29 protein-coding genes are annotated in these 25,627 nt (G+C 41.6%); 5 read left to right on the top strand and 24 right to left on the bottom strand.

What is annotated here, in order from left to right:
* Positions 1 to 118: 118 nt before the first annotated feature.
* Both bshC and JJ692_RS13780 read right to left on the bottom strand, forming a co-directional pair.
* Positions 119 to 1,738 (bottom strand): bacillithiol biosynthesis cysteine-adding enzyme BshC, encoded by a 1,620-nt coding sequence (gene bshC / locus JJ692_RS13775; protein ID WP_073205080.1) that lies wholly within the window; start codon positions 1,736 to 1,738, stop codon positions 119 to 121.
* Positions 1,739 to 1,803: 65 nt separating this feature from the next.
* Entirely contained in the window at positions 1,804 to 2,703 is a 900-nt protein-coding gene (locus JJ692_RS13780; RefSeq protein WP_073205078.1) for a 2-dehydropantoate 2-reductase, read from the bottom strand.
* 210 nt (positions 2,704 to 2,913) lie between these two features.
* On the opposite strand from JJ692_RS13780, the gene JJ692_RS13785 reads away from it, so the two are divergent.
* Positions 2,914 to 3,393, top strand: coding sequence for an N-acetyltransferase (locus JJ692_RS13785; protein ID WP_007499784.1), 480 nt, complete (start codon positions 2,914 to 2,916; stop codon positions 3,391 to 3,393).
* Between the two features lie 45 nt (positions 3,394 to 3,438).
* Here the strand turns inward: JJ692_RS13785 and gerR are convergent, their stop codons facing one another.
* The 3 genes from gerR to JJ692_RS13800 all read right to left on the bottom strand — a co-directional run bounded on the left by gerR (position 3,439) and on the right by JJ692_RS13800 (position 4,830).
* A complete protein-coding gene (gene gerR, locus JJ692_RS13790) occupies positions 3,439 to 3,978 on the bottom strand; it encodes a sporulation-specific transcriptional regulator GerR (protein WP_024424269.1) in 540 nt (179 codons plus the stop codon).
* Positions 3,979 to 4,116: 138 nt separating this feature from the next.
* Positions 4,117 to 4,290, bottom strand: coding sequence for a 50S ribosomal protein L32 (gene rpmF / locus JJ692_RS13795; RefSeq protein WP_008354700.1), 174 nt, complete (start codon positions 4,288 to 4,290; stop codon positions 4,117 to 4,119).
* 21 nt (positions 4,291 to 4,311) lie between these two features.
* Positions 4,312 to 4,830 (bottom strand): YceD family protein, encoded by a 519-nt coding sequence (locus JJ692_RS13800; RefSeq protein WP_019743276.1) that lies wholly within the window; start codon positions 4,828 to 4,830, stop codon positions 4,312 to 4,314.
* A 206-nt stretch (positions 4,831 to 5,036) separates the two neighbouring features.
* Between JJ692_RS13800 and JJ692_RS13805 the strand changes: the two genes are divergently transcribed.
* Entirely contained in the window at positions 5,037 to 6,284 is a 1,248-nt protein-coding gene (locus JJ692_RS13805; protein WP_073208307.1) for a nucleotidyltransferase, read from the top strand.
* Positions 6,285 to 6,516: 232 nt separating this feature from the next.
* Here the strand turns inward: JJ692_RS13805 and JJ692_RS13810 are convergent, their stop codons facing one another.
* Together JJ692_RS13810 and JJ692_RS13815 are read right to left on the bottom strand one after the other, a co-directional pair.
* A complete protein-coding gene (locus tag JJ692_RS13810; protein ID WP_025092533.1) occupies positions 6,517 to 7,545 on the bottom strand; it encodes a SepM family pheromone-processing serine protease in 1,029 nt (342 codons plus the stop codon).
* Positions 7,546 to 7,549: 4 nt separating this feature from the next.
* Positions 7,550 to 8,329 carry a patatin-like phospholipase family protein gene (locus tag JJ692_RS13815; protein ID WP_024424272.1) on the bottom strand — a complete coding sequence of 260 codons (780 nt, stop codon included), beginning with the start codon at positions 8,327 to 8,329 and terminating at the stop codon, positions 7,550 to 7,552.
* A gap of 156 nt (positions 8,330 to 8,485) precedes the next feature.
* Between JJ692_RS13815 and ylbJ the strand changes: the two genes are divergently transcribed.
* Entirely contained in the window at positions 8,486 to 9,694 is a 1,209-nt protein-coding gene (ylbJ, locus tag JJ692_RS13820; RefSeq protein ID WP_042968177.1) for a sporulation integral membrane protein YlbJ, read from the top strand.
* A 13-nt stretch (positions 9,695 to 9,707) separates the two neighbouring features.
* On the opposite strand, the gene coaD is transcribed toward ylbJ, so the two are convergent.
* The 9 genes from coaD to JJ692_RS13865 all read right to left on the bottom strand — a co-directional run bounded on the left by coaD (position 9,708) and on the right by JJ692_RS13865 (position 14,766).
* Positions 9,708 to 10,190, bottom strand: coding sequence for a pantetheine-phosphate adenylyltransferase (gene coaD, locus JJ692_RS13825; protein ID WP_024424274.1), 483 nt, complete (start codon positions 10,188 to 10,190; stop codon positions 9,708 to 9,710).
* A gap of 1 nt (position 10,191) precedes the next feature.
* Positions 10,192 to 10,749 (bottom strand): 16S rRNA (guanine(966)-N(2))-methyltransferase RsmD, encoded by a 558-nt coding sequence (rsmD, locus tag JJ692_RS13830; protein WP_034623702.1) that lies wholly within the window; start codon positions 10,747 to 10,749, stop codon positions 10,192 to 10,194.
* A gap of 310 nt (positions 10,750 to 11,059) precedes the next feature.
* Positions 11,060 to 11,332 carry a YlbG family protein gene (locus JJ692_RS13835; protein WP_024424276.1) on the bottom strand — a complete coding sequence of 91 codons (273 nt, stop codon included), beginning with the start codon at positions 11,330 to 11,332 and terminating at the stop codon, positions 11,060 to 11,062.
* Positions 11,333 to 11,397: 65 nt separating this feature from the next.
* Positions 11,398 to 11,847 carry a regulatory iron-sulfur-containing complex subunit RicF gene (ricF, locus tag JJ692_RS13840; RefSeq protein ID WP_007499807.1) on the bottom strand — a complete coding sequence of 150 codons (450 nt, stop codon included), beginning with the start codon at positions 11,845 to 11,847 and terminating at the stop codon, positions 11,398 to 11,400.
* 57 nt (positions 11,848 to 11,904) lie between these two features.
* Complete coding sequence (locus JJ692_RS13845) at positions 11,905 to 12,312, bottom strand: hypothetical protein (RefSeq protein WP_206533882.1); 408 nt, start codon at positions 12,310 to 12,312, stop codon at positions 11,905 to 11,907.
* 73 nt (positions 12,313 to 12,385) lie between these two features.
* Complete coding sequence (locus JJ692_RS13850; protein WP_024424278.1) at positions 12,386 to 12,634, bottom strand: YlbE-like family protein; 249 nt, start codon at positions 12,632 to 12,634, stop codon at positions 12,386 to 12,388.
* A gap of 19 nt (positions 12,635 to 12,653) precedes the next feature.
* The gene (locus tag JJ692_RS13855) at positions 12,654 to 13,067 is read right to left on the bottom strand and encodes a YlbD family protein (RefSeq protein WP_044330803.1); all 414 of its coding nucleotides are present in this window, start codon (positions 13,065 to 13,067) and stop codon (positions 12,654 to 12,656) included.
* 110 nt (positions 13,068 to 13,177) lie between these two features.
* On the bottom strand, positions 13,178 to 14,221 hold the full coding sequence (locus tag JJ692_RS13860) for a CAP domain-containing protein (RefSeq protein WP_044330804.1): 1,044 nt from the start codon (positions 14,219 to 14,221) through the stop codon (positions 13,178 to 13,180).
* Between the two features lie 122 nt (positions 14,222 to 14,343).
* Positions 14,344 to 14,766 (bottom strand): CBS domain-containing protein, encoded by a 423-nt coding sequence (locus JJ692_RS13865; RefSeq protein ID WP_029707658.1) that lies wholly within the window; start codon positions 14,764 to 14,766, stop codon positions 14,344 to 14,346.
* A gap of 161 nt (positions 14,767 to 14,927) precedes the next feature.
* Between JJ692_RS13865 and JJ692_RS13870 the strand changes: the two genes are divergently transcribed.
* Positions 14,928 to 15,293 carry a YugN family protein gene (locus tag JJ692_RS13870; protein ID WP_024424282.1) on the top strand — a complete coding sequence of 122 codons (366 nt, stop codon included), beginning with the start codon at positions 14,928 to 14,930 and terminating at the stop codon, positions 15,291 to 15,293.
* 101 nt (positions 15,294 to 15,394) lie between these two features.
* On the opposite strand, the gene JJ692_RS13875 is transcribed toward JJ692_RS13870, so the two are convergent.
* From JJ692_RS13875 to cyoE, 7 genes are all read right to left on the bottom strand, one after another.
* Positions 15,395 to 16,545, bottom strand: a protein-coding gene (locus JJ692_RS13875; RefSeq protein WP_206533883.1) for an IS3 family transposase whose coding sequence is annotated in 2 segments (ribosomal slippage) — positions 15,395 to 16,272 and positions 16,272 to 16,545 — 1,152 coding nt in all. Because the reading frame shifts where the segments join, the coding sequence is not laid out codon by codon here.
* Between the two features lie 112 nt (positions 16,546 to 16,657).
* The gene (ctaG, locus tag JJ692_RS13880; protein ID WP_024424782.1) at positions 16,658 to 17,536 is read right to left on the bottom strand and encodes a cytochrome c oxidase assembly factor CtaG; all 879 of its coding nucleotides are present in this window, start codon (positions 17,534 to 17,536) and stop codon (positions 16,658 to 16,660) included.
* A gap of 30 nt (positions 17,537 to 17,566) precedes the next feature.
* Positions 17,567 to 17,896, bottom strand: a complete 330-nt coding sequence (ctaF, locus tag JJ692_RS13885) for a cytochrome c oxidase subunit IVB (protein WP_024426910.1) — start codon at positions 17,894 to 17,896, stop codon at positions 17,567 to 17,569.
* A gap of 2 nt (positions 17,897 to 17,898) precedes the next feature.
* Positions 17,899 to 18,519, bottom strand: a complete 621-nt coding sequence (ctaE, locus tag JJ692_RS13890; protein WP_024424780.1) for a cytochrome c oxidase subunit III — start codon at positions 18,517 to 18,519, stop codon at positions 17,899 to 17,901.
* A complete protein-coding gene (ctaD, locus tag JJ692_RS13895) occupies positions 18,519 to 20,390 on the bottom strand; it encodes a cytochrome c oxidase subunit I (protein ID WP_024424779.1) in 1,872 nt (623 codons plus the stop codon). Before ctaD ends, ctaE begins: the two co-directional genes overlap by 1 nt.
* Positions 20,391 to 20,565: 175 nt before the next feature.
* Positions 20,566 to 21,633 carry a cytochrome c oxidase subunit II gene (gene coxB, locus JJ692_RS13900; protein ID WP_024424778.1) on the bottom strand — a complete coding sequence of 356 codons (1,068 nt, stop codon included), beginning with the start codon at positions 21,631 to 21,633 and terminating at the stop codon, positions 20,566 to 20,568.
* 279 nt (positions 21,634 to 21,912) lie between these two features.
* Entirely contained in the window at positions 21,913 to 22,830 is a 918-nt protein-coding gene (gene cyoE / locus JJ692_RS13905) for a heme o synthase (protein ID WP_034281660.1), read from the bottom strand.
* Positions 22,831 to 23,223: 393 nt separating this feature from the next.
* Between cyoE and JJ692_RS13910 the strand changes: the two genes are divergently transcribed.
* Positions 23,224 to 24,147 carry a COX15/CtaA family protein gene (locus JJ692_RS13910; RefSeq protein ID WP_044334038.1) on the top strand — a complete coding sequence of 308 codons (924 nt, stop codon included), beginning with the start codon at positions 23,224 to 23,226 and terminating at the stop codon, positions 24,145 to 24,147.
* 37 nt (positions 24,148 to 24,184) lie between these two features.
* On the opposite strand, the gene JJ692_RS13915 is transcribed toward JJ692_RS13910, so the two are convergent.
* Positions 24,185 to 25,621: a cryptochrome/photolyase family protein gene (locus tag JJ692_RS13915; RefSeq protein WP_268748934.1), complete on the bottom strand. Its 1,437-nt coding sequence runs from the start codon at positions 25,619 to 25,621 to the stop codon at positions 24,185 to 24,187.
* Positions 25,622 to 25,627 lie beyond the last annotated feature (6 nt).

A 25,627-nucleotide genomic window follows, 5' to 3' on the forward strand; every position in this document is an offset into this window, starting at 1 on the left:
GCCCCACTTTCTCACCCTTACTCTCCACTATCCACCACTTCTCTCCACAAAACTTATTTTACACTGTTTCTACATAAAAAAAAACCCTGAACTAGTCAGGGTTCATTAAAACTTTATTTCAAAGTTTGACAATTTGCTGCTTGTTTTGAAATGAAAATGGCAGATTTTTGAACGTTTTGAAGAATTCTGGACCATATTTGTTTAAAAAGTACATGATATTCCAAATTCTTTCTTGCGGGGCATCTAATGGTTTTAAGCTGTTTTCAATCCGTTCAAAATCTCGAAGGATATAACCTTCCTTTTCTTCCACACGCTGCGCCACCTTTTGATAAACAAATTGAAGCTGATCTTCGATAAATTTGGCATTTTTATCTAGCAGCTGCTCGAAGTTTGGTTCAACCTTCAGTGCTTCTTGCCTCAATACACCATGAACATTCGCTAATTCACGTTTCGCTTGATCAACGGCTTGAACAAAGCTGTCTGGAAGGCTTTGCTCAAAGTGAGCCTCTTTCTTTTCTTTTACTCCTTTTGTGAGCACTTCTTCTAGAGAAATTTCTCTGACAGGCAGCTTCTTGTCGATGTGTCTTTCAAGGATGGTCACGTGCAGTCTTGGAAGAACAGGTGCCATCTTTAATTTAAAATGCTCAAAGATTCCTTTCAGTTCTCCCCAATAGTTGACTTCACCGTGTCCTGCCATAAAAGCAAGTGTTGGGAGAAGGGTTTCCTGCATTAAGGGACGCGTCACCACATTGTTGCTGAACCGTTCTGGGTGCTCCTCAATTTCCTGCAAAAGCTCTTCTTTTGTCCACGCAAGCCCCACTTCTGATATAGAAAACTGGCCGTTTTCTTTTTCAATAAGGAAACGCTCTTCATCATATTCGTAAAACAGATTCGCCTGATTGTCACCAGCTTCAATGATCGGCTGATATCCCGCTCGTTTCATGGCAGCCTGCGTTTCATTCAAACGAGCTGTGACTGCATCATTTGTCTCGACAATGTGCTTGAATAACGTACGCTCAAGTGGTTTGACGCCTAAGTCTCCTGAATTAAATAGAAGCAGTCCATCTTCTTCAAAAAGGTCGCATACAATCCATTCAAAGAAATCCGTAAATGTTTGTGATTTGCGTAAACATCGAAGAAGCTGATCAAGCAAGTCATTAGTATACGCAGATTCTTCATACGTTGAAAACACATCGCGGAGCCATTTTTCTGTTTTTTCTTGATGCAGAGGTGTTCTTTTGGCCGCAGTTTTTTTGACGTTATGTAATGGCAGCTTTTGCTTGACTGGACCTTTTCCGCCGGATGTGTAGACAAAATTAATTTCATCTACGTCATGATCCTCACCTGCTACCCAAAAGACTGGAATCACAGGAACGCCAAGCGCTGTTTCTTTTTCTTTTGCGAACTGAATAATGGATATGATTTTATGTATGGTATAAAGCGGTCCTGCCAGTAGGCCTGCCTGCTGTCCTCCAACCACCATGACACTCCGTTCATCACGGATCTTTTCAATGTTCTGACGCATCGCTGCCGATTCAAACTTTGCGTGGTATGCGCTCATATAATCCGCTAAAGCCTCGCGCGGGAAGCTCATTTCCATGAGATCGTCGTATCTCTTTTTCCATGTGTGCTCAGAATGTATATCATAATCAAAAAAAGCAGTCATCTCTTTTTTTTCTTCTATATAATCACGTATGAATAAATTCTGACTTCGGATGGAAAGTTCAGTCAATTGCATGTTTAGAACTTCCTTTCTTCAATAAATAGTTAGTTTCCCGAAAAAAGTATAGCATGTAAATGAGCTCACTCAAAAGATTTTGTTTGCTTTTTTTCCAATACTTCCAAGCTTCGATTAAAGAAAGTAAGATGTGGCGTCATTATCTCTTGAGCTTGAGCCTTTTTTAAAAGATAGCCAACGATGGCTTTTCTTTCGGTTTCACGGCCTTTGACGATATCTTGAAGCATTGACGATTGATTGGCGGCCGTTTTTTTACAAATTGAAACGACGTGTGACCAGAGACGCTCTTCTTCAGCCAGACCTAGAATGGACAATGCTTCTTCAAATGCACATTTCATCATGTATTCATATGCAGGATTTGCGATCAATTCTCCATTTTTCACACGCAATAAAGCCGTGAGCGGGTTAATGCAAACATTAACTAGCAGTTTTTCTTCCAGCACTCTTTTCCATTCATCCGTATAAATCATCTGAAAATGGGCCGGCGTTTCATTCAAAGCATTTCTCACATCATCTGTATCCTCAGGATGAAAAGCTCCCCACTTGATGACACCGATCCCTGTATGGTTCACTGCATGGTCTGATACCTTCATGGCGCCGTGCTCTACGACACCTATATATATCGAATGCGACGTGTCCCATTTTTCTAAATCTAATAAGTGGGCCATGCCATTTTGTAAAAATAGGATTCGCTGACGAGGTAATGTTGATAGTTCATCAAGCACCTCTTGCAGATGGTGATATTTCACTGTCACAATCAGCAGATCAAATCCTCCTGTAATCCCTGCCCTTGCCTCCGCAGACGCCCGGAATGTCTCTCCTTTTACCGTTCGCTTAATTCCTGATGTTCGAATCTCCTCTGCTTGTTCTTTTCTTCTTGTCAAAACAGTGATGTCATGATGCTGTGATAAATAACTGGCACAAAGCAGACCAATCGCACCGCCGCCAATGATTCCAATGTTCAACTGCCGCACTTCCCTTTTACTGTTTACTTCATCATATCAACCATTTTAACAGTTTCAAGCCGCGATGCAAAAAGCAGATAGCGCACCGCGATTGAATTTTTTTAATTTAAAAACTATAATAATAAGTGTAAAAACTTTTTAAGGCGGATGGGATGAAAACGCCTTCAATGACATCACTGTCGACATTATGTGTGTAAGGGGGAAGATCATATGACACAAGTAAAACGACTTCTAATCAATTACAAAACTTTAGAGGAATTTAAACAATTTAAAGAATATGGCATACAAGAACTATCCATGCTTGAAGACCTTGAAAGTAATATGATTGAAAATGACAGCAATTCTCCATTTTACGGGATTTATTTTGGAGATAAGCTGGTTGCACGTATGAGCCTTTATCAAGTGGACGGCTCGACGACAACGTATTTTGACCACAATCATGATTATTTAGAGCTGTGGAAGCTGGAAGTGCTTCCTGGGTATCAGCGTAAAGGGTACGGCGAGGCACTTGTTGATTTCGCCAAATCTTTCGGATTGCCAATCCGGACCAATCCTCGCGTCAAATCTGCCGGTTTTTGGGATAAAATGGGCTTTGAAGCGGTCAAATATGATATGGAACGCGACAAAGGTGAAAATCCACTCATCTGGGAACCTGCCCATATCCAAAAAAATACAGGTGAATCCGCTTAATACTGATGGCAAAACGCCCCTCCTTTCTCTGTGAGGGGCGTTTTCTTATTTAGCATATTCTTTTAAGTTGATATTCTGTTTGACTCTTTCAACAATCCCAATGAGTGCCCGGTAATCTTCTTCTGTCATTTTTAATTGCCGCTTCAAGTGTTCATTTTCTTCCGTGAGCGACTTCAGTTGATGCTGCGTGTCCGCTAGTTCTTCGCGTAAATCAGCAGAGCCAGCAGGTTCTTTTTCAAGCTGCTCTAAGAACTGAATCACTTCTCGCAAGGTCAATTCAGCCTGATCTGAAGTTGCCTTTTCTTCTATCGTTAACGTATTTTGTGGTAAACCCGAGGAATGAATCCCAATCTTTTTACGCAGTTCTTTCCGCTGTTTTTTCGCCAACTCAATGCCTGCCTGATATTGTTTTCTGACGTATGAATTCCACCTGAATCCACATGCTGCAGCCGTTCTTGACAACGCTTTTCCGACTTCTTCAAATGCGGAAAGCTGCGTTCCTCCATCTCGAATGTGTCTTAAGACGACTTCTGCTAAAAGTAAATCTTCATCTTGCGTCCATGCGTCCTGCCTTGTAATCGTCAATTGATCATCCCCCCTGAATCTGAATACCACATCATATGCGCTTACTAGAGTAGATAGACTATTTGCAGGAGAGAAACCTAAAAAATAGACAAATAAAAAAACGCAAGGGAAGATTCCCTTACGCTTTTTTATCAAGCATTAGTTGCTTTTTACGTCTTTGCCTTTGTATGTTCCGCAAGATTTGCAGACACGATGAGAAATTTTCATTTCACCGCATTCTGGGCAAGCTACCATACCAGGTACTTGTAGTTTGAAATGCGTACGACGCAATCTTTTTTTCATTTTAGAAGTTCTTCTAAAAGGTACAGCCATTATTCCCACCTCCTTAAAGAGTTAAGATTCATTATTTTCTTCTAAGAGCTTCTTCAAGCCTTCCAGACGCGGATCAATTCGGTTTTGATGTGCATCTTCCGAAATGACCGCCCAGTCATTCCCTTCCTGTGGTGCAGCACCTTTTACGTCTGTTTGGTCGCAAAAGATTTGCATCGGCACTTCAAGAAGAATTTCTTCCTTGACTATAGGCGTTAAGTCGATGATATCGTCTTCTACAACAGATACGTCTTCATCTTCTATATCGTCTGTCTTATGAAGTACAAATAGTTCTTTCGTTGAAATCGCAAATGGATAATTTACATCAACAAGCGTTCTTGAACAAGGCAATGTCATTTCACCTGTGATGGTTAAATCAAATGCGACTTGCTTTGATTCGATCACTCCAGTCCCTTTCACCTCTACTGGTGAAATGCGACGTATATCTGAATGAAGGCTAGTAAGTTCATTTAAGTCAACCGTCTCATGAAAATCGAAGCTGTTTTTAGCTTTTTGATGTAACTGATAAACTGTCCATTTCAATTGTATCACCTCTAAGAGCAACAAACATGATTATAGCTTTCATCATGCTATTTGTCAATATTTTTTCTTTACAGTCCTTTGTGATGTCAGAGCGTTGTTTGACATCAGTTCACGGAATGCCTACACTGAAAAAAATGGGCTTCATTTTTCCCTTATGCTACTGTAGCATAGACCATTTAACCATAGCAAGAAAGGCGGAACATCTATTGAAAGCAACAGGAGTCGTTGTCGAGTACAATCCATTTCATTATGGACATGCCTATCATGTTCGCCAGGCGAAAACACATACCTCCTCAGATGTAGCCATTGCCGTCATGAGCGGATCTTTCCTCCAGCGCGGAGAACCTGCTATCGTCTCCAAATGGGCACGTACAAAAATGGCATTGCAAAACGGTGTAGACATCGTATGTGAGCTTCCATACATCTATGCAGTGCAAAAGGCAGAAACCTTTGCAAATGGTGCTGTGTCTATTTTAGACGCTTTAAAATGCCGCTCCCTTTTTTTCGGAAGCGAGGATGGGGACATTAAAGCATTTGAGCGAACAGCGCACGCTTGGCATGAAAAAAAAGAAGAAATTGACCTTTTCACAAAAGCAAAGGTCAAAGAAGGGCTTAGTTATCCGGCAGCCTCTGCCGCTGCGTTTCAAAAGATCATTGATCCTAAACACTTACTGGATCTGTCTAAGCCCAATAACATTTTAGGCTTCCACTATGTCAAAGCCATCTTAGAGAGATCTCCTCACATAGAGCCCTTTACCTCTCAAAGAATTGCATCCGGTTATCATGATCAAGAGCTTCCTAAACATCAGAAAATCGCAAGCGCGACAAGCATCCGAAAAGCCTTAAAAGAGAACGGATCATTTGAAACTGTCGCCTCTTATCTCCCGGAAGCTTCGCTTAAGCAATTACATGACTATTATTCTTCTTATGGTCTTTTACATACGCAAGAAGACTATTTCAGCTTCTTAAAACATGTGTTTCACACAATGGATACAGCAGAATTAGAAGGCATCTATGAAATTGAAGAAGGCATCGAACACCGCATGCAAAAGGCGATCACACATGCGTCCACCTACGAGGAATATCTATCACTTGTGAAAACAAAACGATATACGTGGACAAGGCTGCAGCGGATGAATACGCACCTTTTAATGAGGGTGAAGAAAACTGTTATGCATGAGCTGCTAAAGAAGAAACACGCGCCATACATTCGTTTACTTGGTATGTCAAAGAAAGGTCAGCAATACTTATCTCTTGTCAAAAAGGAATTGGACGTACCGCTTGTCAGCAAGCTGTCTTCCTTTTCACATCCTGCCCTTGATCTTGACATTCGCGCTTCCCGCGTCTTCAGCCTTCCCATCAGCGAACCAATGCAAACAAAGTTAACAGAAGCAGAATTTAAAACCTCACCGATCCGCTATGATGAAGAGACTGGTCTCTTCCAATCTCGATAAAAGAGCAGCCCTTGATGAAGGCTGCTCTCTGATTGTTGACAAAGGGCTAAGATGATCTTTATTTTATCCCTTTGTCTTCTTTTCAGCGTGATAGAAAACCTTTGAAGTCTAGGAAGGGCGAGCACCGGAACGGAGCGAATTTGACATTCGTGATTACCGGCGCAGAGACCTGACACCGAATGCGAGGGTTTGTCTACACGCTGAGAGCAGCCTAAGGCTGCTCTTTTTTCACTTAAGATGCTTTCTCTTTTAACTTGTTTAAATAGTTCAGTGCGTCCTGCATAGTGTCCACAGGAACGATTTTCATCTTACTTTTAATATCTTTCGCTGTTTTCACTGCATTTTTGTAGTCTGAATTTGGATCACCTTTATCATTTGGTGCAAAGAAGATATCTTTTCCTGCTTTATCTGCTGCAACAACCTTTTGATCTATTCCGCCAATTGGCCCGACCGTACCATCAGCGTCTATCGTTCCAGTCCCTGCAATCGCATAGCCATGTGTTTCGTCTTCTTTTGTCAGCTGATTATAAATTTCAAGTGACATCATTAAACCTGCCGACGGGCCGCCGATATTTTCAATATCCACTTTAATAGAAGGCGACACTTTCACATTTCGGTCTGTAAATAAAGATACGCCAATTCCGACTCGATTCGGCTCTTCTTTAAAAGGCTTCAACTTCACTTTCTGCGTGATATCCTTGCCGTTGCGTTCAAGGACAAAACGGACAGATGTACCAGCTTTTTGACGGCTGATATACGACACCATTTTATCAGCAGAATCATACGTCTTGCCATCAACGCTTTTAATCCGGTCGCCCACTTCAATTTTGCCGTAAGCAGGCATGCCTTTCATGACGTAGCTCGCATATACCCCATTAAACGTATAATCTACTTTTTTGCCTGCTTTTGTATACGCTGCAATCATGGCATTTTCTTGAGAGCTTTTCATCAGCTGAAGCTGTCTTTTCATATAATCTTCATCCGACTCTCCGTCCGCTTTAATATTTTCTTCTGGGACGATTTCGTCATATTTATTCATTTTCGCAAGCAAATACGTATACGGATTGGCTGGGCCTACTTTTATCGTCATAAGAGAGAAGCTGCCCTTCTCGCCGTATCCACCATCCACTTGAATGTGAGGGGCAATCTCTGTTGCATCACCCGGCTTTGTCACGTAATACGGCAGTTTAACAAAAGTTAAGCCAAATAAGACAAGAACAATAACAAAAAAGCTGAGCCAGCGAATATTCAATTTTTTCATTCGATTAACACTCCCATTTATCAATGACATCTTTCAGTTCACCTGCTAATTGGTCTGCGGCGAGCTCACCAGCTTCAATCATCTCCTGAACCTGAGTGAATGAACTGGAGCTGAATGTTTCAAGCCTCGGCCGAATCATGAGATCTGCATGAATGGTTTGATGACGGACCAATTCATTTTGAAGGATGTCCAAACTTTGCATAATCACATCCGATAATCTCGTCGCCTTTTCTGTTTTTTTCACCCTAGATACATCAGAGGCGATAATAAGGTCTGCGCCCATTTCTTTTAAAACAGACACAGGAATGCGGTCAACAACCGCTCCATCCACTAGCTGTCTGCCGCCCATTTCATGAGGAACAAACACGCCTGGAATGCTGATGCTTGCTCTGACTGCTTGTGAGACAGACCCTTCTTTAAACACAACCTTTTCCCCTGTCTCGAGGTCACAGGCAACCACCGCAAGGGGCATTCTTAATTCTTCGAATTTTTTCCCATATGTAAACGTGTGAATCAGCTGCAAAATTCGGTTTCCTTTTAAAAGACCGATTTTTGGCAGTGTATAGTCAGCATAATACTTTCTTCTGAAGACAAGTGCAAGTTTTTTCATTTTTTCTACGTCTTGTCCTGCCGCATAAAAGCTCCCAACAAGTGCGCCAATACTGCTTCCAGCGATCATATCTACCTGTATCCCTTGCTTCTCAAGACTAGACAAAACCCCGATATGCGCCATTCCCCTCGCACCCCCGGAGCCTAGTGCAAGCCCGATGATCGGTCGCTTCATGAAAATCCACCCTCCTCTTTCTATGCATATATACGAATCTATAGGTCTAAACATGCCCCTACTGCTCGTATAGTAATAGAAGACAGGCTCGGCTAGTTTCTTTTTCTATAATCACGAGCTCGCCAATAGATCATAACGGCAAGGGGCGAAATCTCCATGAAAAAATGGAACACTCTGTTCATCGCTGCTTTTTTTATTTTCTTAACAGCCACTGTGATTACACACCCACAAGCCTCTTTGCAAGCATCGAAAAATGGACTTGCAATGTGGTGGGAGGTTGTATTTCCATCATTGCTTCCTTTTTTTATTTTGTCCGAGCTATTAATTAGTTTTGGGATTGTCAGATTTGTCGGGGTATTATTAGAGCCATTTATGCGCCCCATCTTCCGGGTGCCGGGTGTAGGGGGATTTGTACTGGCTATGGGAATGGCTTCAGGGTTTCCTTCTGGTGCGAAATTAACGACAAGACTGAGGCAGGAAAGGCAGCTGACGCGGATCGAAGCAGAGCGTCTCGTTTCCTTTACAAATTCATCGAATCCATTGTTTATTTTCGGTGCAGTGGCTGTTGGTTTTTTTCATCATCCAGCTTTAGGCATTGTATTGGCCAGCGCTCATTATTTAGGGAATCTCGCTGTTGGTGTGACGATGAGGGGATATAAAGCGCGGCATGATGCACACCTAAGAAGCCGAAAGAAGTTTTTATTCCCGCCGTTTAAAGAGGCATTCAATGCTCTTCATACAGCAAGACTCGCAGAGAAAAGACCGCTCGGCCAAATTTTAAGTGATGCAGTCATGTCATCAGTCCAAACACTCTTTATGATTGGCGGCTTTATTATCTTATTTTCTGTGTTTAGCAAAATGCTGTCAGTTGTCCATGTGACAGACCTTTTATCCATCGGGCTCGGATATATGCTGCAAACGATGCATCTTCCGCCAGAATTAGACCTTGCCATGATTGCCGGTTTATTTGAAATCACATTAGGAAGCCAGATGACGGGGTCACAGGAAGTCACCCTTCTCGCTAAAACCATTGTCGTCAGCTTTATTTTAGGATTCAGCGGGTTTTCTGTTCAAGCCCAAGTCGCCGGTATTTTAGCGGCAACCGATATCCGCTTTAAACCGTTTTTCTTCGCCCGTTTGCTTCACGGAATTTATGCAGCTGTTTTTGCCTTTTTATTATTCAAGCCTCTTTATGTCTCTCGATCAGACATGGCTCTCCCAGCGGGTGCCTTTGATGCAAGCCAGCAGGTCGTCATGTTCAGCAGCGTGCTTTGGAATCAGCTTGTGAAAGCCGGTCCCTTCATCACACTTTGCAGTATGATAGTGTATATCGCGCTATACTATCGGAAATTAAAAAATGGATGAGTGCCGGGTGCACTCATCCATTAAATTTTTCCTTCAGCGCTGCTTCTACCTCTTTTGGTACAAGATCGTTGACTGCCCCATGATATTTCGCTACTTCTTTGACAATGCTGGAGCTTAAGAAAGAATATTGATTGTTGGTCATCATAAAAAACGTTTCAATTTCATCGTCTAACACTTTGTTCATTGAGGTGCCTTGCATCTCATACTCAAAGTCTGTCACAGCTCTTAGTCCGCGTAAAATGACTTTGGCTTCTTTTTGCTTCGCATAATCAACAAGCAGACCGTGAAACGATTCAACTTTGATATTTGGCAGCTCCTTCGTTGCTTGGCGAATAAGCTCACACCGTTCTTCAACAGTAAATAATGGTTTTTTAGATGAATTATTTAGTACACATACATACACTTCATCAAAAATCTTTGCACCTCTTTTGATGATATCCAAATGCCCCAATGTAACTGGATCGAAGCTGCCCGGACAAACGGCTATGTTCCCCATGCTAATTTCCCCGCTTTCTATAGATCGTAATACCAGTCAATCCGTACAGTTCCTGTCTTGTGATGTGGAGCTGCCCTGCTTCTTCTGGCAGCTTCACATCTTTATCATGCTCACACACGATCACGCCGTCATCTGTTAACAAGGCGTGCTCGTCAATCATTTCAAGAAGTGCTTTTAGCTGTTGATCTTTATAGGGCGGATCAAGGAAAATGGCTTGAAAGGATTCCTCTCGTTTCACAACAGCTGCAAGTGCACGCTTTGCTTCATTTCGAAACACTTCACTTTGATCCATTAGCGACAATTGATTCAGGTTTCCTTTAATCGTCTGAATCGCCTTTATATCTCGATCAACAAATATGCAATGATCGAATCCTCTAGAAAGCGCTTCAATCCCTAAACCACCGCTTCCTGCAAATAAATCAAGAGCCCATCCGCCATCAAAATACGGGCCGATCATATTAAATATTGATTCTTTTACTTTATCTGTCGTCGGTCTTGTTGATTGACCTGGTACCGCTTTAAGTGTGCGGCCTTTTTTCGTTCCAGAGATGACTCTCATTTTTCCACCACTTTTTCTACTTGCTTCTATTGGTCATTGTTTATGACAAAAAATTCAACATTATCTTACCACATCACTCCTCAAGGAACAATGCAATGATATTCATTCATTTTCTATGTATAGATCAAGAAATACGGGGTCATACTATTTATAACAGCATCTGATGTGGTGCTGTTGCCAACCGCGGAGAAGACTTACGTTTCCCCATAAGTTCTTCCTCCGGTTTCTCCTCTCCCTTTGCCTTCTCCTTAATGAATCATTAAGAATAGAAGGACCCCGCGGGTGATGCCGCGGGGATTTTTTTGTGTCTTTAAAAGCCCACCTTATAATCATACTCTTTTGCTTTGTCCAATTTGGATTCGTACTCTAATTTAATAAAAGGTTTATATGAAGGCTCAACACGTTTCACAAATGGTAACGAGCTGAGTTTAGCCATATGGCGCTCAAGATCATCCATATCACAATAGATCACAGCATATTTCATTTTCCTTGAAATATAGTGAACATTCCCGAATTTTCTTAGCGCTTTTGACTGCTTTAACGAATGCAGCCAGACGACCATCCCTTGACGTTTGGTTTCCATCTTTTCACCTGCCGCTTTTCAATTCTTTTCATTCATTATGTAAAAGACGAGACATTCAAGTCTCGTCAAGATACTTTACAGCCGCAGCTGCCACCTGATCCACAGCCACCGCCGCATGATGATAGACCATCAAAATATGGGTTCCCTGTTGGAACTTTAATATATGCTGATACAGCTTGACCGATTTCAATACTAATCTCATCTAAGATGGATTGAATCGCTGTTTCTGCTTTTTTGAAATCAACCACTGTATCGTGAAGATCTAGCTTTCTTTTGACCTCACGCATTTCCTTTGAGATCGTTCTATAGTCCGGATGATATTTGCCGAACCGCTGCACATCCTCATACTGCTCTTTTACTTTTGTAAAATGGGCAATAATTTGTTGGGCTTCTTCGTCTTGCTGGAGACGCTTAAAGCAGTTGCGGTAATGTTCAGCCTCCTCCGACTGAAGAATCATGGCAGCCAATTGATTTGCTTCCTCTTGGAGCTCCACAGATTCGATTGTCGCATACATAAATGTTGCACCTCCAATTCATAGTTTACCACGAAACCTATGGATCAGAAAATGCTTTTACGTGACAAATACATCCCATGTTTCTCTTTTCTGTTTATATTCAGGATGACGGGAATTCAGCAAAACGGTCATTTTATGCTTTCCTTTTGAAAGATGCTTGACCACAAATGCCGCGGTATACTCATTCCCTGCACGTTTCCCGTCTACATACACTGTAAAATATCCCGCCTTCTCGTTCTTTTTCAGACGCTTTGGCTGAAGATGAAAATCTTGAAGTGTACTTTCTATATAGACAGACGACCCTTGCACTTTGTATTTCAAAAAGCCTTGCTGCTTCATTTCGCTTTGGGCTTGCTGCATGACTGGTACTGCTCGGTCTTGCTTAATCACTTGCTCTTCTCCATGTTGACTTTGACACCCGGTGACAAGAAAAAGCAATGCGCCTATTGACAGCATCCATTTCATCATCTGATTCTCCTTTCATCTACTTTTATAGGATGCTCAGGAAATAGACATCTTAATCAACTCAAAAAAAGCCTCAACCGGCTCCATTTTGATTGCGCATTGCTTGGAACATTTGAATCATCATTTCAGCCATTTGGACGCTATTGCTCAACTGACTCACACGATGAGGAATGGTTTTTTCGTAAAAGTTCATTTTATCTAATTCAAAGGACGTTAGATTTTCAGGATGTCGCGTCAGCTGTCTGTACCAGATAGGACGCTGCCTTATGAATTTGATTCGCTCCTCTTCGGCCATGACAAATTCCTGTACTTCTTTTCGCACCAGAAGCATCCCCTTTCACTTAATCTTTCCTGAAGGAGAATGGGTGCTGACTGCCTCCAGATGAACCTTTCTTTGAACCATTGGATGAAAATTGGCCGAGCAAGCTTTGTAAAGAGGAAATAGACTGGCTCATTTTGTTAATCTGTTCATTCATTTGATCAGCGTCCATTTTTTTCACAGCAGAAACCATTTTAGACATAAAATCTGCTTTTCCTGCTTCACTTGGCTTAGAGACTTTTTCTTCTTTCGCATCTTCTGATTTCGATTGCCGGTAAGGTGACCACATCTCATCTTCCTCACCAAACATGACCCAATTCTCGTATACACTTTGCCAGCTTTTTTCTTGCGTTTGCACTTCTTGAATTAACTTCGGATGGCGTCTGACGAACTGTTTAAATTCATCAATGGATGTTTGTTTTTGCTTGTTTGTCATATCCTCACCCCCCATACAAATGCCTACTATACTATATACACCAGCATCTGTTTTGGTGAGCCTCTTTTTAAACATCAAAAAAACAGCTGCGACCATGCAGCTGCTTTCGTTTAAGAAGTTTTCTTGATGAAATTTTGGGTGTAATATTTTTCTTTCACCCCTACGCCAAGATGCGTGTAATCTTTATTTAATAACGCCTTCCTGTGACCTTCACTATTGAGCCAGCCCTCTACCGCTGCAGGTCCATCGACATAGTTATAGGCAATGTTTTCACCTGCGAGCTGAAAGCCCACCTCGCCTCTTTCTAACCGGTCTTTCAGCGTACCGTATTTTTTAGATTCATGGGAGAAATAATGATTCTCTTTCATGTCCTCACTATGCATGAATGCCACTTCAGAGGTTTCATCATCCCACTTTAAGATCGGCAGGTTGTACTTATGGCGGATAATATTGGTCATATCAAAAATTTGTTTTTGACTGGAAGCTTCTATATCTTTCCACTTTTCGCCTGATATCGCCTCAGGTTCTACCAATTGACCTCGGTAGACCACCTCATACGGCTTTTGTTTCACAAATGTATCTGCGTTGAAGGCCCTGATACTTGAAAGGATGCTTTCAAACTTATCCATGTAAAGCTGAACATACACATCATCTCCCACTTTCACAGTGGGTCTTGTATTCATATCATCTTCTGAGAATTCAAAGCGGTATGAATTTTGTTCATCCTCCACATGAATATAAGGTGCAATTTGTGTTTTCTTAAATACTTCACTCGTGGCTTGACCGATTTTAAACGGTTCTACATTCAGACCGTCTCCTGTAGCAAACAAGGTCACCACTTTACTATCCTTTACCCCTACTTGAATATAGTGCTTCTTCGATTGGTTGTAAATCCACCAGTCATAATCATATGCGGAAGGATCAATTCGATCTGGTTCTCCCAGCTGTTTAAGCACTTCGTTTGAAGATTTCCCCATAAAGGACATGAGCCCCTTTTTTGGGATGTTGATCGGCTTATCGCTAGATGTTTCTTCATTAGACACCTTCGGTTCATTGCTGTTTTCTTTTTCTGGTGAAGATCCATATTGAATAAACAGAACGTACGTTCCAGATATAATCAGGAGGATGAGGAGTGTTTTGAGCACAGTTTTCAAATAAACACCTCCGTTAAATTGGCAAGGTACAAAAAGTACCTTCTACTGTCATTTAAACAAAACTTGCTCCATTTATCAACGACAATACAGCCTATTTAACACGAATTTAAAATATGCCCCTCTTAATGAAGAAATCCTTGTCCATGATCTTGATCCTGTTGAGAGATTTCTGTCAGTGCCTCTCCCGCGCGATCATTTGATAAATCTTCGACTGATAAATCTCCAAGAGCGACAATCCCTGTTAATGCGCCGTTTTTTACAACAGGAATGCGGCGGAGCTGATGCTCTGACATGAGCCGGACAATTTCTTCAAGTGTGGCATCTTCTTCAGCTGTTAATACTTCCTTTGTCATCAGCGAGCCCACTTCCTGTGAGTTTGGCTTTTTTTCTGCAATGCCTCTAAGCACAAGGTCACGGTCTGTCACTATTCCTACGAGCTGATCTCCATCAACCACTGGAATGGCACCAATATCAGCATCTCTCATTTTGACTGCTGCTTCATACGTATTGTCATCTTGCTGACATGTCACTACTTTTTTTGTCATAATATCTTTGATTTTTTTCGTTTTCACGTTGATTCCTCCATCCGTTATTTTCTTTATTACTGTAACCAGCTTATAAAAGAACATACCTTTCACAGTTGAAAGTTTAACGCTTTCATACTATGATTGTCAGTAAAGGGAAATTTTATAAGGAGGGGTTTTGGGTGAAGTTTGAAGGTACGGGGATTGAAAAGGTATCAGCTGACTTAAATAAATTAGATTTCATTATGGAAAGTGAAGGATTTGTACGAGCCGATCAATGGGATTATGAGCGTGTGACATACGACAGAAAGTACAGCATGGTAGAGGGAACCTTTTATTTACGGATTTCCGGCTACGCCACTGAAGGAGATGTCGGATCCAAAAAGGCACACATTCAGCTTCTAACACCGTTACTTGGAAAACACTATTATCCACATGGCGTTGAATACGGCGAAGGCGAAGAATTCCCTAAGTCTCTCATCCAATCAAGCAAAAAAACACTTGCACAGCTGAAGGAAAAACTAGAAGCCATGACGGCTGAAGCATAAAACAAAGGGCTGAAATATTCTTTATTTTAGCCCTTTTTCTAAGCTGAAAGCACAGCCAGATGGGACTGACCCCCGTTTTTGAGACAGGGATCAAAACACCTTTATACAGCCAATTGCCGATAGTTGATCGGTGATTGGTTGTTTAGTTTTGTTTGAATACGAATGTTGTTATAATAATAAATGTATTCTTTGACAGTGCGTTCTACGATGGTGGTCGTAGTTCGATCAATGCTGTTAAGATAGAACGTTTCAGACTTTAGCGAGGAATGAAACGATTCGATGGAGGCATTATCAGCGGGCGTCCCTTTACGGGACATGCTCATGGTAATGCCTTTTATATGAACAGCTTTCTGATACTCGTAAGATGTATACACAGAACCTTGGTCGCTATGTAACACACAGTTTTCAGGCAGTGCTGGGAGCTGATCAAGTGTGTTTAAGATAAAGTCTGTGTCCTGCTTATCACCAATCGTAAACGCAATCACTTCTCCATTATATAAATCCAATATACTGGAAAGGTACAATTGTTTCTGTCCATAAGGCAAATACGTGATGTCCGTTACTAGTTTTTCAAGAGGGCGATCAGACTGAAAGTTCCGATCCAGTATATTACCGGCCACGGCATAGGGCTGCCCATTCTTCTTACGCTTTTTCATTTTAACCCGGCACTGCCACTGGTTTTTCTGCATGATACGTTGAACAGTTTTATGGTTAATACGCATTCTCACTTTTAGTAAGGCTGTGATTTTTCGGTATCCATATCGATACTTATGTTCTCGGCACAACGTGCCGATTTGCTTCTCTAGTTGTCTTTTAGAATGATTCTGAGTCAGATTCTTTTTCCATCTATAGTACGAAGCGCGTGAGACGCCTAAATGGATACAGATGTCCTGTACTGTCATCGTTTTGCACAATTCTTCTACCAGTTTGATTGACGTTTCCTTATCAACTTCCTTTCCAATTCGTTGTACTTTTTTAAAACTTCATTCTGTTGACTCAGATAGCGATTTTCTGCCTGCAGTCTCTCTAATTCGGAAGAGTACTCGGGACCCTTTCTATGGGTATATTGTTTTCCAACAGGCTGTTCAAACCGGTGTGTATCCCCAGCCTTATGCCACCTCACCCATGTCTGAACCTGCGTTTTATTTGTGATATTCAATTCCCGCAAGATCTCTTTCATTGATACGCCTGCCAATCTCATTTCTACAGCCTTCTGTTTGACTTCAACCGGATAACTCACTCTTGTCCCCATAGAAAAAACACCTCCATGTTTTATTTCGGATCACAACGATCCGTTTTCAAACTTGAAGGTGTTTTTTATTTGTCTCATCTTATGGGGTCAGTCCCAGATGGCTGTGCTTTTTTTATTCATATTTCGGAATAAGCGCATCTGGTACGGCATCTTTTGCTCTTTCTTTTCTTGCCCAGTCAAAGAAGACAACAGCAAGAATAGAGCCGTACACAATCTCCTGAATAATTTTCATCAAAATCGCACCTAGCTGCTGGTCCTCTAGCAGTGGCAAGGTGTGGAACATATCAGGGCCAGTGAGGGCAAGGCCTGCTAGCATATCACTTGGCACACATAAATGCAGTGCTTGTATCCATGCGCCGGCATCTGAATAGGTTGCATAGATCGGTGCTTCACTAAACATGATGAGTGCACAGGCCGGTGTCATCAATATCCCGTCTGCCATGATATATCCAAGCTTCAAAATGCCTGTGATCTGCGGCTGACTTTGAACTTTATGGACAAGCGGCCACCACATGAAAAAGGCAGCGATAAAAATAACCACCGTCATCACTGCGTGGTAAAACGGATCTGTTTTCACAAAATCAAACACAAGCGGAATGTGATACAGCGAAAACAAGCCGTTAAACCCAAGCAGTGCAATTAAAGGTTTGGAAAACAAACGGAAAACAGCTTGAATACCTGGTGTTTGAATGATCCGCTCCCAAATGGCTGGAGGTAATCCTGTAATAAGGAGAGGCGGGATGACTAAGTACAGCACCGCCATTTGCGCCATATGTGCACTAAACATAATATGCCCCATTAAATCAATTGGGCTCCCTTTCACAGCATATAACAGAACAAGCCCCGTCAGAAATAATGTTTTCTCTTTCACCGTCGCACGGTGCTTTCCCTTTGTCACAAGAAGCAGATAAAGAGCAGCTGCTATCACAATACAAGTCAAATAATAAGGGCTCCATAATGCCCGAAATCCGAATATTTCTAAGTTCTCCATTGCTGCGCCTCCTTCAAGGGCAAAGCGGGTTTACCACCATATAATGGTCAAAAAGGCTAATACGGTAATAAACGCAACAAACACACCTGAGTATAGAAACAAGGCGGGTGTTTCATGCCCTTTTTGGTTCATGTGCATAAAATAATAAAGTTGAAAAGCTACCTGAATGCCTGCAAGCAGTAAAATAAATGGTACTGCGAACCAGTTTCCAACGTCTTCTGAGGCGATCGTTAAAAACGCAACAAATGTTAATCCAATCATCAAGCCGAAAGAAATGAGCTGATGCTTCATTTCTTCGGCATTTTTCTTTTTACGATATACAAGGTCGACTTTGGACTGATTTGTGTTTTTATTTCCCATTCTTATCCCACCATTCCCATTAAATATACAACGGTAAAGATGAAGACCCACACAACATCAATGAAGTGCCAATAGAGACTTGCCACATAATATTTCGGCGCATTGTATAAATCGAGTCCGCGTCTCATATTTCGAATCATAAGAGCGGTAATCCAGCAAAGTCCGAAGGCGACGTGAGCTCCGTGAGTTCCTACAAGTGTATAGAAGGAAGAACCAAGAGCAGAGCTGGTAATCGTAAATTCATACGCATGCACATAGTGATAAAACTCATAAATCTCAACCCCTAAAAACCCAGCACCTAAAAGGACCGTGATACCAAGCCAAAGCTGCATCTTTTTAAAGGCAAAGTTTTTCATATGATACATGGCATACACACTCGTTAAACTGCTCGTTAATAGAAGCATTGTGGCAATAAAGACAAGTGTGAGGTCAAACATATCAGTTGTTTTTGCTCCGCCTGCATTTGAGTTTTTCAGCGCCAAATAAGTGGCGAAAAGCGATGCAAACAGAACGGTTTCTCCTCCAAGAAACAGCCAGAACCCGACAAACTTATTCTTCCCTTCTAACGTGGCCTTCTCGGGAGAAGCCGGAAAGGTTTCCGCCGTCATTTTTTGTGGTTCCATTATGCTTTCACCCCTTTATCATCGTCGTCAGTCAAATCTTCTTTGTGAATATGGTATCCATGATCATCTTTCAAAGACCTAACGAGCATGGTCGCAAACGTAATACCAAGACCAATGAAGATCACCGGAAGCCCCCAGCTGTGCTCTTGACGATACATGAAACCAAACGCTGACACAAATAGACCGAATGAGATAATGACAGGCAAAATGGAGTTATTCGGCATGTGAATATCATCGAGCGGTTCAGATGCTGTCATTCCTTTTTTACCATCCATTTTTTCAATCCATAATGGATCTAGTCCTCTCACAAGCGGCAGCTGTTTAAAGTTGTATTCTGGCGGAGGCGAAGAAACTGCCCATTCAAGTGTTCTTCCATCTCCCCAAGGATCGCTCGATACCCGCTCTCCTTTTGCTGTTGTCCAGATGATGTTAATCAGCATGATCACAACAGCTACAAACATAAACAGTGCCCCAATCGTACTGACTAAGTTCCCAAGCTCGAGACCCTGACCTGGCAGGAACGTAAAGACCCGGCGCGGCATGCCCCATAAACCGAGAAAATGCTGGATAAAGAAAGTTAAATGGAAACCGATGAAAAACAGCACAAAGCCAATTTTTCCAAGCTTCTCATTCAGTATTTTTCCAAACATCTTCGGCCACCAGTAATGCACACCTGCTAGAATACCGAATACAACCCCGCCGATAATGACGTAATGGAAATGCGCCACAACAAAATACGTATCATGGAACTGATAATCTGCTGCAGCTGCCGCAAGCATGACCCCAGTTACCCCGCCAAGTAAGAACGACGGAATAAAGGCAACAGAATAAAGCATCGGCGTTGTAAACTTCACATTACCGCCCCATATCGTGAGCAGCCAGTTGAATACTTTAATTCCTGTTGGCACTGCTATTGCCATGGTCGCTACAGCAAAGATCGCATTGGCGATAGGTCCGAGCCCCGTGGTGAACATGTGATGCGCCCACACCATGAATCCAAGGAAACCAATCAATACAGTAGCAAACACCATGGACGAGTAACCAAACAATCTTTTTCTTGCAAACACTGGAATGATCTCTGAGAAGATTCCGAATGCCGGCAGGATCAAGATATATACTTCCGGGTGTCCGAAAATCCAGAACAAATGCTCCCAGATGATTGTATTTCCTCCAAGCTCTGGATTGAAAAAGCTCGTGTCAAACATTCTATCAAGCATCAGCATCGCAAGCCCTGCTGTCAGCGGCGGGAATGCGAATAAAATAAGTGCGGAGGCGACAAATGTCGTCCAAGTAAAGAGCGGCATTCTCATATACGTCATACCAGGCGCTCTCATATTAATAATCGTTGCAAGAAAGTTAATTCCGGCAATCAGCGTACCAATACCCGCGATCTGTAAACCTAAAATGTAGAAATCCATTCCATGACCTTCTGAATTCAGCGTGAGCGAAGCGTATGCAGTCCAGCCTGCATCAGGTGCTCCGCCCATAAACCATCCAAGGTTTAAGAAAATTCCTCCGAAAAAGAATAACCAAAAACCAAGTGAATTCACAAACGGAAATGCTACGTCACGTGCACCAATTTGAATTGGTACTACCGCATTCATTAATGCAAATAACAGCGGCATAGCTGCAAGGAAAATCATTGTCGTTCCATGCATCGTCATGATTTCATTGTAAACCCCTGCACTGACAAAATCATTTTCAGGGATGGCTAGCTGAATACGGATAAACATCGCTTCTAGGCCGCCAACCAAAAAGAAAAATCCCCCTGCCACTAAATATAATATGGCAATTTTTTTGTGGTCAACCGTTGTCAAGTAATCCCATAAGACAGCGCCAAACCCCCGCTTTTTAGCTATTGTACTCACCATGAAATCCCCCTCTTATCTCCCATTTGCCCCTTTTCATATAGATGTCTTTCTTCACGATCCTTTAAACAGACTATGTCTGACAGATGACGACCTCTCGGTTGTAGAGACATATTCGGGAGCTCTTAACAAAAACTTCACATCGATCACATACCCTCTTGAATATTTGCTCTAGTTGTTACTCGATTTTAAGACCTTTTAAATACTCGTAAAGTGCATCTGCTTCTGAGTCATTTAATTTAGGGTACGTTCCTGTCATCTTATTACCTGGTTTAAAGCTTTCTGGATCTTTCAGCCATGCTTTCACATTTTCTTTGTTCATGTCTTTAATTCCAGCTACTTTCGTCCGCTCTCCGAAGGTCGCAAGGTTTGGTGCAGTCCTTGCTGCTTCCGGCCGTTCGTCACCAGGCTCTACTGCGTGACAGCTTAAGCAGTTTTTCTCTTTAAATAGCTTTTCACCCTCTAAAGCGAGATCTTTTGTGGATTCAGGCTTCTTGTAATCAGCCATTTTTTTCGTCCATCCTAAAAACTCATCTTGAGAAAGCGTTTTAACTTTAAAGTCCATTAAAGCATGTGACGGCCCGCACAGCTCCGCACATTTCCCGTAGAAATATTCCCCTGCATCTTTCGTTCGTTTCGAGTCAAAGGTTAAATAAAATTTGTTCTCATTATCTGTGTTTGTATCAATTTTACCGCCAGCCGATGGAATCCAGAATGAGTGTTTGACATCGGACGCTTTCAGCTTAAAATATACCTTCTGATCTGTTGGTACGATCAATTCCTGACTTGTGACAATCCCATAATCAGGGTATTCAAATTCCCACCAATATAAGCTGGCTCTTACATTGACAACAAGTGTCTTTTCAGGATCTCGTTTTTTCTTATCCATAGCGCTTGTATCCCCTAGTTCAAGCGTGTATGCCACAACAGGTACAACGAGAATAATGAGTAGAAGAATCGGAATCGCTGTCCATGTGATTTCCAGGTTGCGGTTCCCTTCCACCTGCTTTGGAATCGTATCTTCTCCCACTTTAGAACGTTTGAATTTAATGATGACGTAAAAGAAAATGATCGATACAACAATGACGACAAGAACCATAATGAGTGTACTCAGTACCGTTAGGAAAAACTGTTTATCTGCTACTTCCCCAACAGGCTTGAGTGTTGATAAGTATGGTTCACCACAGCCCGCCAAAACGAGCGTCAGTAAGAGAAACAGTGAATAAACACGCCATTTTCTTATCATAATTTGTCCCAACCCCTTTTGCTTGATCTCCTTTGCCTTTCGCTTTTTACCTCTTATTTATAAAATCACTTCTCACCCATGCATAACCCCCGCCTCTTATAAAAGCACTTACATTTCCTCTTTTCATAAAAAAATGATGTTTTTACTCAAAATACCATCTATGTATAAACAGAAAGCCGCCTAAATAGAACTGAATATCAGGCGGCTTTCATAGTTGTTAGAAAATGTTGTGTTATAAGATATAGCCATTGTTTTGATGTGATCAAAGTGTATTTCACTCTAGAATAGTGTAATAATAATCATCGCTACGAAAAAGATGGTTAAGTAGTTTAATGAATAAACGAACATGAGCGTTGACCACTTCATGATGTCTTTCATTTTAAAGCCCATAAGGCCAATAACAAGCCATCCAATATTAAGCAATGTACCAAGTGCGACAATCGGCCATCCTAATCCACCTAAGAAAAATGGAAGCGGAAGAAGACATGCTGTCCAAATGATGATCTGGCGTTTTGTGACTTCAAAGCCGTAAACAACTGGCAGCATTGGAATGCCCGCCTTACGGTAATCTTCCGTTTTCTTAATCGCAAGTGACAGGAAGTGCGGGATTTGCCAAATGAACATAATCATAAACAAAACCCAAGCTGTTGTGTCGATTGTACCTGTGACAGCTGTCCAGCCGATTAATGGCGGAACCGCGCCAGATACACTTCCGATAACTGTATTGATGGTGTAGTGGCGTTTAGACCACATGGTGTAAAGAACCGCATAAGTAAAGACTCCAATAAATCCAATCACTGCTGATGTAATGGTTGTCATCAGAAGCATAATGAGTCCTAATACAACAAGCAGAATGCCAAATGCATACGCTTGCCCCGGCTGAATTTTACCTGTAACCGTCGGTCTTGTTTTTGTTCTTTCCATTAATATATCAATATCACGGTCAAACGCATTATTAATTGCGCATGAACCGGCAATAATAAGAGAAGAACCAATCATTGTTAACAGCACAATATCAAGATTTCCAAGAAAACTCATACCTGTAAAATAAAAAGCAAGCCACATTCCAGTAAATGTCGTAATGAAATTGGAATTGACGATGCCCATTTTAATCAGAGCAAGAAAATCTTTCCACGCTGTTGTTTCTTCTATTTGTCCATGAATAGCTGCTTCCGCGGCTGTTTTGGAATTTGCCAATGTGTATAACCTCCCTTGCTCAAACCTTCAAACGAACGAATGACACGTAAAATCATTACAACTCTATCATACAAGATAAACAGCTGTAAAAAAACATCCTATTAAATAATAAACGACAAACTTGAAGTTATTTGTGAACTTTTCGTGAATTTATTAGGATATATGTGTGTTTCAGAAGGCGGTGCAAAATGAAATATTCTCTCCTCTATTTCTATCAGACTGTCAAAGAAAGATCAAGCACTCTAAATCTGTAAACTTTGTGAACTAACATATCATTTTTTTGTGAACTTTGGTCATTATGAATTGCAACAGAACACGCATTTGGCTTAAACTTGAGAGCATGTGAGGTTTTCATTTACATCAGAAGTTTTTTAGAGAAGGTGAAATAATTTGATGAAATTTGCTTTAAGGCTATTGAGCGTGATCACAACGTTTGTGATGCTGATCGTACTGATTGGCGGTGCGCTTGTGACGAAAACCGGTTCGGGTCTTGGCTGCGGTAGACAGTGGCCCCTTTGCCATGGTCGTTTCTTTCCTGAAATGAACCCCGCTTCCATCATCGAATGGAGTCACCGCATGTCAACAGGGGTTTCCACCATTCTTGTTCTGGCACTGGCGGTCTTATGCTGGAAAAAAATTAGTCCAGTATTCCGTGAAACCAAATTCTTGGTCATCATGTCCATTATATTCTTAATGCTTCAAGCGCTGTTAGGAGCTCTTGCCGTCGTATTTGGCTCTAACGCACTTATAATGGCACTGCACTTCGGTATTTCACTCATTTCATTTGCTTCAGTATTACTGCTTGCACTTCTTGTCTTTGAAGCAACCAGATCTGAAACAAAGCTTGTGAAGCCGCTTCATATCGGCAAAAAAATGCAGTTCCATATTTATGGAGTGATCACGTATACGTATATCGTGGTATATACGGGTGCTTATGTGAGACATACAAAGTCAAGTCTTGCTTGCTCTGTGTTCCCGTTTTGTTCAAAAGACGGTGCACTTCCAACGTATTTTAATCAGTGGGTTCAAATGTCTCACCGAGCAGCAGCACTTCTTTTATTCGTCTGGATATTTGTCGCAATGTTCCATGCCATGAAACATTATAAAGAACAGAAGCAGATTTATTATGGGTGGATTATCTCAGCCATTCTGATTACACTTCAAGCCATTTCAGGTGTGATGTCTGTTTATTCTCATCTTGCACTTGGTTACGCGCTGGCTCATTCATTCTTTATTTCTTGTTTGTTTGGGGTACTATGCTACTTCTGCTTACTCATTGCCCGGTTTAAATATGAAAGCAAAGAGCCATTTAGATAAGAATTGTATCCCCCTATCATGTGAAGAGGGGGATTTTTTATTGTTGTTTTGCTTCTTCGAATAGCGAGATGGCCTTTTTGCGTCTTTCCTTGTGATCAACTGTCGGCAGCGGGTATGTATCACCTAGCACACAGCTCGATTTCAGTTGTTCATCTATCGGCATTTTACTTGGTTCATGAATCCATTTTTCATCAACATGCTCTAGCTCTGGTACATATCTTCTAATATATTCCCCGCTTGGATCAAACCGCTTCGACTGGGTCGTTGGGTTAAAAATACGGAAGTACGGCACGGCATCTGTCCCAACAGAAGCTGCCCACTGAAATCCTCCGATATTCGAAGCCTCATCATAATCCACAAGCTTTTTTGCAAAATACGCTTCTCCCTTTCTCCAATCAATCAAATAATCCTTTGTTAAAAATGAGGCGGTGACCATCCTTAAACGATTATGCATCCAGCCTTCCTCATTTAACTGTCTCATCCCTGCATCAACGAGGGGAAAGCCTGTTTCACCTTTACACCATGCTTCAAACAGCGTCTCATCTTCATTCCATTTCATCCCTTGAAACGCCGAATTGATTTCTTTTTCTTTCATCTCTGGATAATGAGCATAAATCATATGGTAAAAATCTCGCCACGCCAGCTCTTTGATAAAGGTTTCTCTGCCCTCGTCTTCAAACAGTGCTTCCTCATGTACCGCATGAAAGATCGTTCGAATTGAGATGGTCCCTGTTTTTAAGAAACGTGACAGCTTGCTCGTTCCAAAAACAGATGGCATATCTCGTTTTTCATGGTAACGTGTTAGTCTTTTTTGGATAAAGTCATGCAGCGTGTTCATCGCTTTGTGTGAGCCGATTTGATCAAATTTTCTTGAGCATCTCATGATTATACTGCGTAGTTTGTCATTCCCTTTGTGTGAAAGTGACTCATCACAAATCGTATGAGCGCTACTGAGAAATGATTTGTCAACTTTTATCACAATCTGCTTCTCTTGCTTTCGCCATGATTGATAGTATGGAGTAAACACTTGATAATGAGTGCCATCCGCTTTTAAAATATCTTGCGCCCCGTGAAGGTGTGTATCTTGCCATTTTGACACATGAATGCCCTTCTTTTCTAAAAAAGCGGTTACTTGATGGTCACGCTTTTGACCGATTCCCACTTGATCTTCATTAAAAAAGACAGCTTTGATGTCATAGACATCGATAACTTGCTGAAAGGCACGCAAGACATCTCCATAGAGAAGGTGAATATACGTTTGAGATTCTCTTGCTTCCTTGACGAAATGCGCCAAGTTTTGAAAAAAATGTTCGTTGTTTAAATCGAGGTCCATTTCAGTAAAAAATGGATCTAGATGATAAAGAGCAAATAATTTGTACTCGTGTTTTTTTGCATATGTGATCGCTTTTGATAAGGCGATATGATCATCTAATCGCATATCCCGGCGAAACCAAATCACAACAATGTTTTCCAACCTTCT

The sequence above is a fragment of the Bacillus sp. 3a genome, from assembly GCF_017161885.1.
Lineage (GTDB): Bacteria > Bacillota > Bacilli > Bacillales > Bacillaceae > Bacillus > Bacillus safensis.